Source organism: Wolbachia endosymbiont (group A) of Therophilus tumidulus, assembly GCF_964277345.1.
GTDB classification, from domain to species: domain Bacteria; phylum Pseudomonadota; class Alphaproteobacteria; order Rickettsiales; family Anaplasmataceae; genus Wolbachia; species Wolbachia pipientis.
Genome location: NZ_OZ195515.1, coordinates 834,499 through 849,928 on the forward strand (window position 1 = coordinate 834,499; position 15,430 = coordinate 849,928).

Annotated in this window: 12 protein-coding genes; 6 read left to right on the top strand and 6 right to left on the bottom strand. The window is 36.6% G+C overall.

Translation table 11 applies throughout. The features are described from left to right. Positions 1–58: 58 nt before the first annotated feature. Complete coding sequence (locus tag ACICQD_RS04550; RefSeq protein ID WP_395461660.1) at positions 59–3,400, bottom strand: class I tRNA ligase family protein; 3,342 nt, start codon at positions 3,398–3,400, stop codon at positions 59–61. A 176-nt stretch (positions 3,401–3,576) separates the two neighbouring features. Between ACICQD_RS04550 and ACICQD_RS04555 the strand changes: the two genes are divergently transcribed. Further along, on the top strand, positions 3,577–5,043 hold the full coding sequence (locus ACICQD_RS04555; protein WP_007548626.1) for a peptide MFS transporter: 1,467 nt from the start codon (positions 3,577–3,579) through the stop codon (positions 5,041–5,043). Between the two features lie 139 nt (positions 5,044–5,182). Here ACICQD_RS04555 and miaB read toward each other — a convergent pair whose 3' ends face one another. From miaB to hemJ, 3 genes are all read right to left on the bottom strand, one after another. After that, entirely contained in the window at positions 5,183–6,502 is a 1,320-nt protein-coding gene (miaB, locus tag ACICQD_RS04560) for a tRNA (N6-isopentenyl adenosine(37)-C2)-methylthiotransferase MiaB (protein ID WP_010962578.1), read from the bottom strand. A gap of 613 nt (positions 6,503–7,115) precedes the next feature. Next, on the bottom strand, positions 7,116–7,394 hold the full coding sequence (locus ACICQD_RS04570; RefSeq protein ID WP_395461661.1) for a hypothetical protein: 279 nt from the start codon (positions 7,392–7,394) through the stop codon (positions 7,116–7,118). Positions 7,395–7,440: 46 nt separating this feature from the next. Continuing rightward, positions 7,441–7,869: a protoporphyrinogen oxidase HemJ gene (hemJ, locus tag ACICQD_RS04575; RefSeq protein WP_010082641.1), complete on the bottom strand. Its 429-nt coding sequence runs from the start codon at positions 7,867–7,869 to the stop codon at positions 7,441–7,443. 55 nt (positions 7,870–7,924) lie between these two features. Between hemJ and pdhA the strand changes: the two genes are divergently transcribed. After that, a complete protein-coding gene (gene pdhA / locus ACICQD_RS04580; protein ID WP_006279887.1) occupies positions 7,925–8,905 on the top strand; it encodes a pyruvate dehydrogenase (acetyl-transferring) E1 component subunit alpha in 981 nt (326 codons plus the stop codon). A 408-nt stretch (positions 8,906–9,313) separates the two neighbouring features. Further along, positions 9,314–10,237 carry an RluA family pseudouridine synthase gene (locus ACICQD_RS04585; protein ID WP_006279888.1) on the top strand — a complete coding sequence of 308 codons (924 nt, stop codon included), beginning with the start codon at positions 9,314–9,316 and terminating at the stop codon, positions 10,235–10,237. Between the two features lie 7 nt (positions 10,238–10,244). Here the strand turns inward: ACICQD_RS04585 and ACICQD_RS04590 are convergent, their stop codons facing one another. Then, positions 10,245–11,507, bottom strand: coding sequence for an MFS transporter (locus tag ACICQD_RS04590; protein ID WP_006280528.1), 1,263 nt, complete (start codon positions 11,505–11,507; stop codon positions 10,245–10,247). A 61-nt stretch (positions 11,508–11,568) separates the two neighbouring features. After that, positions 11,569–13,371, bottom strand: a complete 1,803-nt coding sequence (gene aspS, locus ACICQD_RS04595) for an aspartate--tRNA ligase (protein WP_395461662.1) — start codon at positions 13,369–13,371, stop codon at positions 11,569–11,571. A 196-nt stretch (positions 13,372–13,567) separates the two neighbouring features. Between aspS and ACICQD_RS04600 the strand changes: the two genes are divergently transcribed. The 3 genes from ACICQD_RS04600 to ACICQD_RS04610 all read left to right on the top strand — a co-directional run bounded on the left by ACICQD_RS04600 (position 13,568) and on the right by ACICQD_RS04610 (position 15,430). Next, positions 13,568–13,999, top strand: coding sequence for a hypothetical protein (locus ACICQD_RS04600; RefSeq protein ID WP_174515653.1), 432 nt, complete (start codon positions 13,568–13,570; stop codon positions 13,997–13,999). A gap of 3 nt (positions 14,000–14,002) precedes the next feature. Then, positions 14,003–14,626 carry a heme ABC exporter ATP-binding protein CcmA gene (gene ccmA, locus ACICQD_RS04605; RefSeq protein ID WP_007548816.1) on the top strand — a complete coding sequence of 208 codons (624 nt, stop codon included), beginning with the start codon at positions 14,003–14,005 and terminating at the stop codon, positions 14,624–14,626. 456 nt (positions 14,627–15,082) lie between these two features. Further along, positions 15,083–15,430, top strand: coding sequence for an IS630 transposase-related protein (locus tag ACICQD_RS04610; RefSeq protein ID WP_155968342.1), 348 nt, complete (start codon positions 15,083–15,085; stop codon positions 15,428–15,430).

Sequence of the window (15,430 nt, forward strand, 5' to 3'; positions counted from 1 at the left end):
ACCATAACCTTACCTCAAGTAACCTAAGTATAGCATAAACAATGACAACTTTCAACTACTAATAATTTAACCTAATACCAACTATCAAATTTTGGTACTCCTTAAAATAAAAGTTAGTTCCAATTTCTGTATTAATGTCCAAAGATAAGGTAAGGGTCTGCTCTTTTATATATTCAATCCACGTATTTATTGCTTCCTTAATTTTCTCATCTTCTGTTTTGATTATTACTCTGATTCTATCGGACATATGAAAATCAGCTTGTTTCCTGGTTTCCTGAATGAGCCTCACGACATCTCTTGCAAGCCCTTCTAGAATTAATTCATCATTTAGTTCAGTATTTAGAATGACAATCCCTTTATTGTTATCAAATACAGAGGAATATTCACTGTTTGCTTTTAACAATAGTTCATATTCGCCTTTTTCTATAATATAGTTCTCTGATTCGTCTCCTAGAAATATCTGCTCATTCTCAACTTGCTTCCATTTTCCCTCCTTGACATATTGAACTAGCTTCTTGATTTTGTCTGGAATTCTTTTCCCAAGCAGTGGGAAATTTAGCTTTAACTCTAGTGATGCAATACCTTCAAGTCTGTTTACTAATTCCAAGCTTTTTACATTCACCTCATCTTTTATCATCTCCTGGTACTCATTTGAATCTGCAGCACACTGGATCCCAGTGTCAGCTACTTGGATAACAGGAGAGAACTCTGGGATGACAGAAAGCGGTTCACCTTCAAGAAAACTACAGGAAGACTGATGATAAATGATCATACTGCCAAGCGGCTGTCTGATACGCATATTAAAAGTGTTTCTGATCGAAAGTGCAGAGTTGCACACCTCTCTCACTAGATCCATCTTGGCAATGAGCTGACTATCAAACTTCTCTAATTGTGGAAAATTAGCCAAATGAACAGATGTTTCTTCATACTTAAGCCCTTGCCATATATTCTCTGTTATAAGTGGCAACAAAGGAGCTGCAGCTCTTAGTATGTAATAAAAAACCGTATATAGAACATTATAAGCATCAGTTTTATCCTGATCCAAATCACTTTTCCAAAAACGCTCGCGACTGCGACGAATATACCAATTATTTAGCACTTCAAAAAAGTTCATTAAAATTTTGCAAGCCTCTTGGGAGTTATAGTTGTTCATAGAAGCTTGGATACCTTCTACAGCTTCAAAACACTTGGAAATCATGTAACGATCAATAGTGCTTTGATAATCCTTACAAACTTCAGCTTTAATTCCATCTGCATTTGCATACATAGTAAAAAAGTGATAACTGTTCCAAATAGGTTTTATTACGTTTTTCAGAACATCTCGTATTGAGTTTCCTTCTTTATCGAGTAGCAAATTACCACCACAAACAATAGATCCAGAAAGCATAAGAAAACGCAGTGCATCAGAACCGTATCTATCAAAAACCTCCATTGGATCTGCATAGTTATTCAAACGTTTGGACAATTTTTGCCCTTTTACATCCAAAACAACACCGTGGCATATGCAGTTCTTAAATGGTTCCCTATTAAACAAAGCAGTGGACAATACAAAGAGCGTATAAAACCACCCCCTGGTTTGCGCTATGTATTCAGTGATAAAATCCGCAGATTCAAACCACTCCTTATTTTCAAACGGATAGTGGATTTGCGCAAATGGCATCGAGCCAGATTCAAACCAGCAGTCAAACACGTCAGGTACACGGCGCATAACTGATTTTCCTGTTGGATCATCAGGATTTAGTCTTGTTAAAGTATCGATAAATGGTCTGTGCAAGTCGTCTATTTTAACATTAAAATCTCTCTCCAGTTCTTCTATTGAACCATATACATCTACTCTTGGATATCTCGCATCATCTGATTTCCATACAGGGATTGGCGTACCCCAGAATCGATTGCGTGAAATTGACCAGTCGTGTGCCCCTTCAAGCCATTTTCCAAATTGACCATCTCTAATGTGGTTTGGTATCCAATTAACTCTCTTATTTAGCTCTACCATTCTGCTTTTGAATTTTGTAACAGCAACATACCAAGAAGGCATAGTTCGATAGATCAAAGGAGTGTCAGTTCTCCAGCAGTGTGGATAATTGTGAATATATTGCTCAGTCTTAAACCAACTTCCCTGCCCTTTCAATTTTTTTATTACTGTATCATTGGCATCAAAAACATGAACCCCTGCCAAATCTGAAACTTCAGCAGTAAATTTTCCACTGTTATCAATTGGACAAATAACTGGAATATCATGGCTTTGGCAAAGGTAAAAATCTTCCTCACCAAATCCAGGAGCAGTATGCACAACGCCAGTACCGTCTTCTTCCGTCACATAATCAGCAATAAAAACGCGAAATGCATTTTTTGTGTCTTTAAAATAGTCAAACAGTGGTTTGTAAGAAAGACCTGCAAGATCATTCGCTTTAAGTTTTATATTGCAGTTTTCATATGGAATATTGTTTTGTTCAGAGTGGCTGATAAATTTCTCTAAGTAGCTTTCAGCAAAAATGTATATTTCACCATTCATTGAACTTCCTTCACTACTCCCTGTCATCCCAGTGCCCAGACACTGGGATCCAGAAATAGATTCCAGCGTCACGCGCTGGAATGACATCAAAGGGTGGACTGACACTGCACAATACTTAATATCTTTTCCTATTGCTAAAGCCAAGTTGCTCGGCAACGTCCAAGGAGTTGTAGTCCAAGCAAGTAATTTACACTTTCGTTTAACACTTTTAAATTGCTGTGGGTTTTCTAAAAGCTCAAATGCAACAGTTACAGCTTTGCTAACTTTTTCTCTATACGCGTTATCAAGCCTTGTTTCGAAATTAGATAATGGAGTTTCGCATGCCCAGCTATATGGTACAACGCGCACTGATTCATACACCAGACCCTTATCATAAAGCTGCTTGAATGCCCACATGACCGACTCCATGAATGATTTATCCATAGTCTTATAGTCATTGTGAAAGTCTACCCACCTTGCTTGCCTATTTACATACTTCTCCCACTCTGATGAAAATTTCATCACAGAAGTACGGCAATGATCGTTAAATTTATCTATACCAAACTTCTCTATCTCAGTTCTACCAGATATTCCAAGTTCTTTTTCTGCACCCATCTCAGCCGGCAATCCATGGCAATCCCAGCCAAATCTACGTTCAACCCTTTTTTGAAGCATAGTTTGATATCTTGCAAATGCGTCTTTGATGAAACCAGTGAGTAAATGTCCATAATGCGGAAGTCCATTTGCAAACGGAGGCCCATCGTAAAAGACAAAACAATTATCCTTGGAACGTTCTTCAACTGACCGCTCAAAAACTTTGTTTTCCTGCCAAAATTTTATGATTTCCTTTTCTAACGATAAAAAATCAGGACTACTTACTGTATCAGGATAATGCTTTGACTTCATGTTCGCTATGTAAAACTAAAGAATATAGGGCTTTTTGAAAAATTACAAATTCAAAAATATTTCCGTAGCTCACACCCCAACAAACTATTCTGCCGAGCTTCCAATACCTTTTTTTAAGTTTTACTTGCAGTTTTTATTGTTTTACTTAACATTAACCCAAGCTTTAGGGGTATTTTATGGATCAGAAGACAGATAAGTTTCCACAATTTTTAAAAATGTTGTGCTTTGTTGAAATGTGGGAACGTTTCTCTTACTATGGAATGAGGGCACTTTTGGTCCTATTTTTGACTTCTCACTTAGGTTTCACTGATGAGAGGGCCTTTACTATTTACTCATTATTTGCTGCAACAGGTTATGCTATACCAATACTTGGAGGTTTTTTAGCTGATAAGTTGATGGGATTCCGCAACATGGTGTTGCTTGGAGGGATAGTGATGATAGCAGGTCATGCTTGCATGTCATTGGTTAAGTTTGAACCAGGTTTATTATATTTAGGTTTATCTCTAATAGCCATAGGTACTGGTATGTTTAAAGGGAACGTAACTAACTTACTTAGTTCATGCTATGGCAAAGACGATCCTGAACGTAGCAGAGGCTTTACTTTATTTTACGTAGGTGTGAATATTGGAGCAATATTGGCTTCTATTTCATGTGGTTATGTAGCCCACTTGTTTGGCTGGCACTACGGCTTTGGTTTAGCTGGTATTGGGATGTCTATAGGGCTAATCTTTTTTCTCAAATTTCAGAATCTTTTAGGAGATAGCGGCCTTTCTCCTTATCCAGAGCTTATGAATAAGCGCATATTAGGGATTAAAATTTTTGGTATAGTATTGATAGGAAGCTTTCTGTCATCATCAATAATTGCTAAAATGCTTATACATAGTGAATTTTTTACTAATATGCTCATATTTATTGGAATAACAGCTCTGGGCATATTTATTTATATAATATCTAAATTATCAGCAGAACAAAGACGAAAATTAGTGGCATTATCTATTCTTGTGGTATTTTTCTTGTGTTTTTTTGCTTTAGAAATGCAGCTTGGCTCTTTGGTTAACTTATTCACCGAAAGAAACGTTATTAACAATGTATTAGGTATAACAATCCCAGCTTCAGTTTCTCAAGCCATAAATCCTTTGTCAATTATAATATTTGGCTTTCTTTTTGGAACATACATGAAGTTTAAGCAAAAATATGCAACTTCCATGTTTACCCTTGGCCTTCTGACAATGGCTATGTGTTTTTTCACACTGTACATAGGATGTTTAAACTCTAACATTGAAGGTAAAGTAGAATACTTATATTTAATAATTGCTATCTCCTTTATGGGACTGGGAGAATTATGTATTGCTCCATTAGTCCAAGAACAAGCAACTACACTAGCCCCCAAAAACCTTAGAGGAGTAGTGATGGGTATAGTAATGCTGTCATTAGCGTTTTCTAACCTAGCCGGAGTTGCAATATCAAAATTTATGTCAGTTCCTTCAGTAAATGGTAAAATAAATTATTTAGAATCTTTAGAAATATATAAAGAGGGTTTTTTAAAGGTGGGAATATTTAATTTAATGCTCGTTATTGTATTTTTATTCTTCTTCAATTTTATACATAAAGTTGTTACTAACTCATCTTGTACAAAAAATTGATATAGGTAAGCTCAAATTTGTAGGTTTAAGGTACCCGTTCAGCAGAGGTAGCAATTAAACTTTGTAACTTTTGAAAAAGATTATGATTGCATTTTTTCAATACTCTTTGCTTAAGATTTATATTTAACGCTGCTTAAAATCAGTGAAATGCACACCCCAGCAAACTACTCTGCCGAGCTTCCAACACTTTCACATTTACTATTTTGTCCCTGTATTTATCTTCAGAATCATCAATGCACACTGATTGCATATATGGGCTTTTACCAATAATTTGGTTTTGGTGTTTACCTTTTTTATCGCTAAATAGAACAGGTATAGTTTTACCTACCATACTCTGGTTAAACTCAAGTTGTTGCTTACTAATTAATTTCTGTAAACGAAGAAGGCGCTCTGTTTTAACCTCTTCTGGTACTTGATCTTTTCTTTCCGCTCCCGGTGTGCCTGGTCTTGGGCTGTATTTAAAACTATAAGCCTGAGCATATCTAACTTTTTCTACTAATTTCATAGTTTCTTCAAAATCTTTTTCGGTTTCTCCAGGAAAACCAACAATAAAATCAGAAGAAAATTCGATTTCAGGTTTCAATTTGCGAAATCTGTCTATTATTTCCAAATACTCCTCTGCAGTGTGTTTCCTGTTCATCGCGTGCAATATTTTATTCGAACCAGACTGCACAGGCAGGTGAACAAACGGCATGAGCTTTGGCTCTTCCGCATGTGCCAAGTAGAGAGATTCATGCATATCTCTTGGATGAGAAGTTGTATAACGAATCCTCTCTAGCTTTTCAATTTTAGCAATATGACTAATTAATTTTCCTAAATCCCACACTTCCCCTTCGCACTCCCCATGGTAAGCATTGACGTTCTGACCAAGCAAATTGATCTCATTTGCCCCATTTGCAACTAATTTCAATGCTTCACGAAATATTTCATTCACTGGCCGTGAATACTCAGCTCCACGAGTATAGGGCACTACACAAAACGTACAAAATTTATCACAACCCTCTTGTATGGCAAGAAACGCAGAAGACCCCTGGCTATTGCCATAGCATTCATCTGGCAATTTATCAAACTTTGCAACTTCAGGAAAATCAGTGTTTATTACATGACCTTTACTTCTGCTTGCTTTGACTATCAGCTCCGGTAAGGTAGCGATACTCTGCGGACCAACAACAATATCAACAAAAGGAGCCCTTCTGAACACTTCTTCTCCCTCTGCTTGCGCTACACACCCAGCCACCACTATAGTCATTTCTTTTCGTAACGAATGAATCTTCCCAAGCTCTGAGTAAAGTTTTTCTGCTGCCTTCTCTCTAATGTGACAAGTATTCAGTATCACTAAATCGGCTTTCCCTGCATCACTAACAACGTTGAACCCCAAAGGTTTAATTACATTTTCCATTAAAACGGAGTCATAAACGTTCATCTGACAGCCGTAAGTTTTAATATATAGGCCTTTCATATTTGGTATGTCTTTTTCAAAATTTCTTCACCCTACACGTAAATGTCTAACAGACCAGCGCGTGACGCTAGTGAACTTGCTAGCACAATAGATTTTGACAAAATTATACGAAAAACTGGATCCCAGTGTCAAGCACTGGGATGACAAGTTCTCGGCAACCCCTACGTCATACCATCACGGTATCTCTAGATCCCGCTAACAAGTAGCGGGATGACGGTTGTCAGGGTGTCATGAAAGTAGCTAACACTGGCTTCCATCCAAGAGGGCAGTGCCCTCTTCTTGTCATCCCAGTGCTTGACACTGGGATGGCTTTGTTGCATCGCTACTTATGAAAGGCTAACTATAGTTAGGATTATAAGCAACCTATTGAAAATCTTGTTTTTTTGCAATCAATCTGATCAAATTTAAGAATAGTAATTTATTATTTATATTAATAAATTTAATTCTATTGAAAATAGCTAAAGCATTGAAATTCTTGAATTTTAGCCGGATTAGTGAGTGGTAGTGAAATTTCTTTTACTCAAATTTAGGTATTCACTGACCGTTCTTGTTATAAATACCAGAATAATAAGCTACTGATATTCTCTACCTTTTTTATCTTTATCCATCATAGCTAGCGATGCAACAAAGCCCACTGGGATCCAGGAAAAAGAATGGTGTCATGCAAGTAGCTAACACTGGGATCCAGGAAAAAGAATGGTGTCATCCGAGTAGCTTGACACTGGCATCCAGGAAACTTAATTGCAAGTAATGCATTGAGTTTGGTGAGTATGGGTTTTGCGTTATAGAATGAAGCACTTTTGGTGAATTTGTAAAGAAAGCTGGATCCCAGTGCTTGACACTGGGATGACAAGAAAGGGAGCACTGGAATTTTTGTTTCAGCATTAGCCATGCATCTGAACAGATACGAGCTTTCTGCTTTTTTTGGGTAAGGTCAGTCAAAAAGGTTTTACAACAACCATAATAACTATAACTATTATCAATACTGTAACTGCTTCATTTAAAACGCGAAAATAAATATGTGACTTCTTATTCGAACCCATTGCAAAATTTTTCCTATATTTTGCAAGTAGCATATGAATAATTAACATCAAAAGTATTGCAAATGCTTTTACATGAAACCATCCTTCACGATATGCTTCCCTAATAACCATTAGTGTAATTCCAAGACCAAGTGAGAAAAGCATTGCAGGGTTTATGATATATCTAAGTAGCCTCTTTTCCATTGTTTGAAGCAAGCTATCATTTTCCGATCCCGGTTTTACAGTTGCATGGTAGACATAAAGCCTGGGTAAATAAAGCATACCTGCCATCCACATGATAACAGAGATAACGTGAAAAGCCTCAAGCCAGTGGTAATAGTTCATTAGCAAAAATTTAAAATTCCTGGTATTGTGTTAGTTTAATGAAAAAGAAATCGATATGAAAGCAGAAAATTTCACTAAAGAACAGATAATTGGATTCTACAGGAAAATGCTACTCATACGCAGATTTGAGGAAAAAGCAGGACAATTATATGGGATGGGATTAATAGGCGGGTTCTGTCACCTATCAATAGGACAAGAAGCAGTTGCAGTTGGAACTCAAGCTGCATCAAAATTAGGTGACGCTTTTATCACAAGTTATAGAGACCATGGCTTAATGCTCGCATGTGATTCTGATCCAAATGTTGTAATGGCAGAGCTTACCGGCAAAGAAACAGGATGCTCGAAAGGTAAAGGTGGTTCGATGCACGTATTTGACGTTGAAAAAAAATTCTTCGGCGGGCATGGAATAGTGGGAGCACAAGTTCCAATTGGCACAGGAATAGCATTTGCTAATAAATATAAGAAAAAAGATAATGTGGTATTTACATATTTTGGCGACGGTGCTGCAAATCAAGGACAAGTATATGAATCGTTTAATATGGCATCTTTGTGGGAGTTGCCTGTGGTTTACATCATAGAAAATAATGAATACGCAATGGGAACCTCCGTGCAAAGGTCAACTTTAGTAACAGAGTTATATAAAAGAGGAGAAAGTTTTGGTATTCCTGGAAAACAAGTTGATGGAATGGATTTTTTCTCTGTTTATGAGGCTACAAGCGAAGCAGCGGAACACACACGCAGCGGAAAAGGGCCTATCCTGCTTGAAATGAAGACATATCGATATCGCGGTCACTCAATGTCAGATCCTGCTACTTATCGCTTAAAAGAAGAAGTTGAAGATATGAAGCAAAATCATGACCCTATAAGCACTTTAAAGAAATACATGACAGATAATAAAATGGCTTCAGAAGAAGAGTGCAAAGTAATTGATAAGGAAATACGTGATTTAGTAAAAAAGTCGGAAGATTTTGCCAAAAATAGTAAAGAACCAAGCGTTGATGAGCTGTATACTGATGTTTATAAATTTGTTAGCTAATTTTTTTATCCAGAACTGTACAAACATTGTATAGTAAACGATGTCATCCAAATAGCTCCTTCTCCCGTCATCCAAGTGCCCTCCTTTTTTTGTCATCCCAGTGCTCTGACTACTTGGATCCAGCTGAGTTGGTGAGTATAAAAGTATAGCTAACGCAAGCTCTACGTCATGCCGCCGCGAACCGTCATACCGCGATTCATTCGCGGTATCTCTAGATCCCGCTAACAAGCAGCGGGATGACGGTTGTCAGGCTAGCTGTCATCTCAGTAGTCTCCTTCTCCTGTCATCCGAGTAGCTGACACTGGTTCCTTTATGACGGCAGTAGCCCCTTCGGTGTCATTCCAGTGCTTGACACTGGAATGACACCAATAATTGACATTTCACTAGATATTCATTATAAATAATGGAATGCTACAAAGTATAAAAACCATATTAATAGAAGACGATAACGTTAGGCTGGATAGGTACATCAGAAGAATCTTTCCTGATCTAAAGCAATCTGTAATTGAAAAATCTTTAAGGAAAGGATTAATCAAAGTTGATGATTGCAAAGCAAAGTCCAGTGATAGAGTAAATTCTGGGCAAACTATAACGCTGAAGCACTTGAATTATATTGAAAACGCTAATTCTGATCGCAAATATAATGAAAAGTTAGTGAATCTACTAAGAGAGAACATATTATATGAAGACGAATATATACTAGCTATAAACAAACCCGCAGGGGTCATCGTTCAAGGTGGCGTAAAAGTAAAGATTAGCATGAGTGATTTGCTTGACCAAATAAGAGAGGGAGAAACATTTAAAATTGTCCATAGGCTAGATAGAGATACGAGTGGAGTGATAATATTCGCACGCAACGCTAATGTTGCCAGATACCTTATGGAAGAATTTAAAGGACGAAGAGTAAAAAAAACTTATTTAGCATTAACTTCTGGCATACCGAGCAAGGATAGTGGAACAATAGACTATCCATTGGTGAAAAAATATGTTTCAGGTCAAGAAAAAGTGGTCGTTGATGAAAATTCACCTCAGAATGCCACTACGCATTTTTCAATTATAGCAAAATCCAAACACAATGTTGCTTATTTAAAATTACAACCAATTACCGGCAGAACCCATCAGTTACGTGCACATTTAGCTCATATAAATTGCCCTATTCTTGGTGACGGTAAATATGGTGGTAAAAAAGCTTTTATTGATGGGATAGCAAATAAAATTCACCTTCATTCGCATTCTTTATCTTTAAAACTGCCAAACAATAAAGAAATCACTATCACCGCTCCTATCACTAAACACATCGAAAAATCCATTGAAGCGCTATTTTTCGACTGAAACGATTTCACCAATCAACTTTTCTGTCTTTGGCTTTAATTTGAAGCACAGATATTAGGCTAATTAATGCGCAGGCAGTAAGATAAATGCCTGCTGCAAGTTTTGTTTCGGTTTTTTCTATAAGCCACATGCATATGTATGGAGAAAGGCCACCAAAAATTCCTGCAGATATATTATTTGCTAAGCTTACGCCAGTGCATCTTACTTTTGTTGGAAACAGTTCACAAATAACAGAACCATATATTCCAAAAGATGCACCTACTGGTATAGTAATCAATAAGTAAGTTATTATTACGACATAGTGGTTAACGGAAGATAATAATGGTAATACACATGTACCAATCAGAGATAGCATAATCAGTACAGGAATCATTACGCGTTTTCTTCCAACTTTATCAGATAAAATTGCAAAAAGTACCGCAGATGCTGCAAATACAACCTGTATTACTATCCTCATTAAATCTTTAACACTAATAGATAAAATAACTAGCTCTTTTATTGATATATTATAAAACATTATTGCTGCGTAGACAATTGCATTCTGAGCAATTCCCAGATTGATTGAAATAATAAGCGGTCTTTTATAGTTTCTTACTAGTTCTAACAATGGTGAATGTGCTAAATTATTAGCGTACTTATTAGTTTTATATGCTAAGCTTTCTTTTAATATGTACCTAGTTAAAAAACCTATTGTCCCCAAAAAAAAGCAAAAATAAAAAAGCAACTTCCATCCCCATATTTCATAGTTCTCACCTGTAACTCTTTTGCAGATAAATATCATTGTTATGCATAAGAGCGTTCCAAGGGCTCCGCTAAAGGGCTTCATACTTCCTAAGAAACCTAGATTTTTTTTATCTTTTGAATGCTCTATCGTAAATGCTGTATTAATGCTTGTTTCACCTCCTGCAGTTATTCCTTGCACTATTCTACAAAACACAAGCAATACAGGTGAAAGCAACCCTATTTCTTTATACCCAGGTATAATTCCCATAATTGTGGATGATATTGAAATTAATATTACTGAAGTAAGTAAAGTCTTTCTTCTGCCATACTTATCTCCCATATAACCAAAAATTACTGCACCAATTGGTCTAAACGCAAAACCAATTGCAAAAACACCAAGGAATTTGAGTGTACTCAAATAATGATCTTCTGATGGGAAAAAAACGTTGATGATTGTATCTGTTAATACTCCAAAAAGAGTGAGTTCATACCACACAATCATGTTACAGATCATGCCCGATAGTATTGCTTTTTGGATATTATTCATGGTCTTTCAATTTAACATAACCTAATATATCATTAACCGGTGCTCCTTGCTATAAAATTTTTCATTCAATAACCTTCAAGGATAATTCACGTAAATGCTTATCCTCCACCTTGGAAGGAGCACCCATTAGAACATCTTCACCTTGCTGGTTCATAGGAAAACAGATTACTTCACGAATATTTGGCTCATCAGCAAGCAGCATAACTATTCTATCAACTCCTGGTGCTATTCCACCATGAGGAGGAACACCAAATCTGAATGCACGTACAAGTGCACCGAATCTTGTATCAACTTCTCCCCGGCTATAACCTGCAATGGCAAAAGCTTTATACATGATATCCAGTTTGTTATTACGAATCGCCCCACTTGACAGTTCTATTCCATTGCAAACAAGATCATATTGGTAAGCAAGGATATCCAGTGGATTTTTGTCCTCTAAATCTTTCAGACCACCGTGTGGCATGGAGAATGGGTTATGAAAGAAATCGATTTTTTTACTTTTATCGTCATATACAAAATATGGAAAATCAATGATCCAACAAAACTTGAAGATATTATCATCTATAAGACTGAGTTCTGACCCTAAAAGAGTGCGTACTTTTCCTGCAATGTTTGCCGCCTCATTCTCTTTGTCAGAAGCAAAAAATACACTATCTCCTGGCTCTATGTTTGTTGCTTCTCTTATGTGGTTTAGCCTATTTTCATCAAGAAATTTAGCAATTGGGCCTTTCGCAGTTCCATCTTTATCAAACGTTATATATCCGAGACCCTTAGCACCGAATTCTTTTTGCGCATGTTCTATCTTTTTATCAAAGAAGCTGCGTGGTTCCTCTGCTGTTTTAGGTGCAGGGATGGCTCTCACTACCATACCACGCTCAATATTGCTTTTGAAAATATTGAACCCTGAATCACGGAAAATTTCTGTAACATCGCTGATTAATAGTGGATTACGCAAATCTGGCTTGTCAGAACCATACTTAAGCATTGCCTCTTTGTATGCAATGCGTGGAAAATCTTTATCGACAGACTTGCGAGAAAATTTGGCGAACACTTTATATAAAGCAGATTCAATAACGTCAAATATGTCCTCTTGAGTCACAAAAGACATTTCAAGGTCTAGCTGGTAAAATTCCCCAGGAGAGCGGTCAGCCCTTGCATCTTCATCACGAAAACACGGTGCGATTTGGAAATATTTATCAAACCCTGAGACCATGAGCAACTGTTTGAAAATCTGCGGAGCTTGTGGCAATGCATAGAACTTGCCAGGATTTAGCCTGCTTGGCACTAGGTAGTCGCGTGCTCCTTCAGGAGAGGAAGCAGTGAGTATTGGAGTTTGAATCTCTAAAAATCCTCGCTCTATCATGAGCTTGCGGAGCTCTGCAATAATTTGTGAGCGCAAAATAATATTGTTGCGGACTTTTTCACGTCTTAAGTCAAGAAATCGATATTTAAATCTCATGTTTTCTGGGTATTCTTGCTCGCCGGTAATGCTTGCCAATATACTTCTTTCTTCTTTTGCTATTTCTTCATCAAAGTGGAACTCAACTTCCGACTCAACGCGCAAATTGTTGACTATCACCTCGATTTCTCCGGTAGAAATAGAGCTGTTTACCGTATCTTCAGTTCTAGCTTCAACTATTCCTGTAACAGTAATTACACTCTCCAATTTTAAATTTGATATCTCATCAAAAAAGTCTTTGTCATTATTAAATACTAGCTGAGTGATTCCGTAGAAGTCTCTTAAATCAACAAAAATTAGGTTACCATGGTCGCGCTTACGATATAACCATCCAGAAAGGGTAACTTCCTTTTCTACGTCATTCTTCCTCAGTTCATTGCACGTATGAGTTTTATAGCAGTTCATATTTGTTTTACTTCTAAATTCTTTAAGAAGTATAGAAATAAACCTTATTACATACAAGCCCGTTCGTCAGATATTTGCGCAATTTTCGAAATAGAGCAGTACTGCTTTTATATTGTCTTTACCCGCAAAAAAATTGCACAATTTCTATAATTATGGTATAATAGTAAGGGTATTTTTAATGAATTAGATACAGGAAATGCCACTTACACAGATCATATTATATAGCGTAACATTACTTGCTGTAGCTGCAGTATTTCTCTTTTTGAGAAAAATATACAAAAATCGCATTAGAAAAATCATATTTCCTAGAAAAGTTTTTAAAGAAGAGTGGGAAGAAGACAGAAAATTCAATGAATTATATCAAAAAAATAAGCAAAAAGAGTTGATGAAACAACAAGAAACGCTACGCGAGAAACAAAAAGATGTGCAAGTTTATAAAGAAGATCCAGAAATAGTTGACATAGCAAAACCGGTAGGTAAATGGACAAAGATGGTTATGATGGGTAATGGTTTAATGCAGCGTTTTGCACAATTGATACATAGAGAAGGCGGACAGAAAGGATTTTGGGAGCTGTTTGTAAAAGCTCAGGCTTCAACTCAAGGTAAACATAAGGGAAAGGGCAGATAATCCATGCTTGAATGTGAAAATTTATCCTGCACTCGTAATAATAAGGTACTATTTAAGAATCTCAGTTTTAAAGCTGAGCTAAAATCAAAGATTCTAATCACTGGTCCAAATGGTAGTGGTAAAACCAGCTTAATTAGAAGTTTATCTGGACTTTTACCGCCGGTATCAGGCAATATAAGGCACTGCGGAAAAGATATATATGATGATCCAAAATCCTATATATCTTCTATGGTCTATATAGGCCATAAGAATGCCTGTAAAGATAGCTTAACTGTTGCTCAAAACGTAGAATTCTGGGCAGGAATACGAAATACTAGAGAATTGATTGTGGCAGCTATTTGTTGCTTGCAGTTGCAACCTGTACTTAATATTAGATATGGCGAACTTTCTGCAGGCTGGAAAAGGAGAGTTGCGCTTGCTCGCCTCTTGATTTCTAATGCAAACGTTTGGCTGATAGATGAACCATTTTGTAATCTTGATAGTGCAACGTGTGAATTAGTGCTGAACCTAATCTCAATACGCTCTGAGCAAAATGGTATAGTAATTATTACAGGGCATAGCTCTACAGAGCAATTGTGTGATTTTACAACGATTGATATACGTAATTTCAATAGACTTCTTGTATAGTTTTTGGCAACAACCGCTAGAAATAAAAAACTTGCTTGACAAACTCCGCCAGCCCCCTTATCATAAACACTGAAGCTATTTATTTATCTTCTCTGTACAGATTAAATGACAAAAAAACTCACGTATCTGGCGTCTCATGTTTAATTTTTTGCACTATGTGCACCTTATGTCTTTATCAAACTTCTACCTACATAAGCTGAAACGCGCTTATAAAGCGTTTAAAAAATAAAAAAACGCCAACTTAAAAAATGGATAGTGAATAACTAGCTACCCTAGGGTTTCTTTTGCCTTTTTTTCTGTTTAGTAAATTTCTTAAACATTTATAGCTAAGGTTAGTTGCATTTAAAAGCAGCTGAGTCGCGGTTATTAAGCGTTTAGAATAAAAAAACGCCATACTTGAAAGTATAGTACTTCCCAAAGTAAATGATAAAGGTATAATAAGCTATTTGAGTTATAATGGCGTATAGTGTGGATTTAAGGGAAAGGGCAGTATCGATGATAGAAAAAGGGAAGTCAAAGGTTGAGGTGGCAGAGCTTTTGGAGATAGGAATAGCAACTCTGTACCGCTGGTTAAGAAAGAAAGCCGCTGGTGAAAGCCTAAGGCCATCGAAAAACGGCAGCTTTATTCGAAAAATAGACCCAAAAATACTCGAAGAATATGTTAAAAAGAATCCAGATCATACGCTGGCAGAGATGAAACAAAATCTTGGATTTGGAATAAATTCAATTTGGTATAGGCTGAAACAGCTAAGAATTACTTTAAAAAAAAGTTACACTATATCAAGAGCGCAATCAAGAAGATAG

What these genes read in the sequence shown, in the direction of transcription:
- ACICQD_RS04550 (WP_395461660.1), bottom strand. Translation starts at nt 3,400, where the DNA reads ATGAAGTCAAAGCATTATCCTGATACAGTAAGTAGTCCTGATTTTTTA.
- ACICQD_RS04555 (WP_007548626.1), top strand. Translation starts at nt 3,577, where the DNA reads ATGGATCAGAAGACAGATAAGTTTCCACAATTTTTAAAAATGTTGTGC.
- miaB (WP_010962578.1), bottom strand. Translation starts at nt 6,502, where the DNA reads ATGAAAGGCCTATATATTAAAACTTACGGCTGTCAGATGAACGTTTAT.
- ACICQD_RS04570 (WP_395461661.1), bottom strand. Translation starts at nt 7,394, where the DNA reads ATGGCTAATGCTGAAACAAAAATTCCAGTGCTCCCTTTCTTGTCATCC.
- hemJ (WP_010082641.1), bottom strand. Translation starts at nt 7,869, where the DNA reads ATGAACTATTACCACTGGCTTGAGGCTTTTCACGTTATCTCTGTTATC.
- pdhA (WP_006279887.1), top strand. Translation starts at nt 7,925, where the DNA reads ATGAAAGCAGAAAATTTCACTAAAGAACAGATAATTGGATTCTACAGG.
- ACICQD_RS04585 (WP_006279888.1), top strand. Translation starts at nt 9,314, where the DNA reads ATGCTACAAAGTATAAAAACCATATTAATAGAAGACGATAACGTTAGG.
- ACICQD_RS04590 (WP_006280528.1), bottom strand. Translation starts at nt 11,507, where the DNA reads ATGAATAATATCCAAAAAGCAATACTATCGGGCATGATCTGTAACATG.
- aspS (WP_395461662.1), bottom strand. Translation starts at nt 13,371, where the DNA reads ATGAACTGCTATAAAACTCATACGTGCAATGAACTGAGGAAGAATGAC.
- ACICQD_RS04600 (WP_174515653.1), top strand. Translation starts at nt 13,568, where the DNA reads ATGCCACTTACACAGATCATATTATATAGCGTAACATTACTTGCTGTA.
- ccmA (WP_007548816.1), top strand. Translation starts at nt 14,003, where the DNA reads ATGCTTGAATGTGAAAATTTATCCTGCACTCGTAATAATAAGGTACTA.
- ACICQD_RS04610 (WP_155968342.1), top strand. Translation starts at nt 15,083, where the DNA reads ATGGCGTATAGTGTGGATTTAAGGGAAAGGGCAGTATCGATGATAGAA.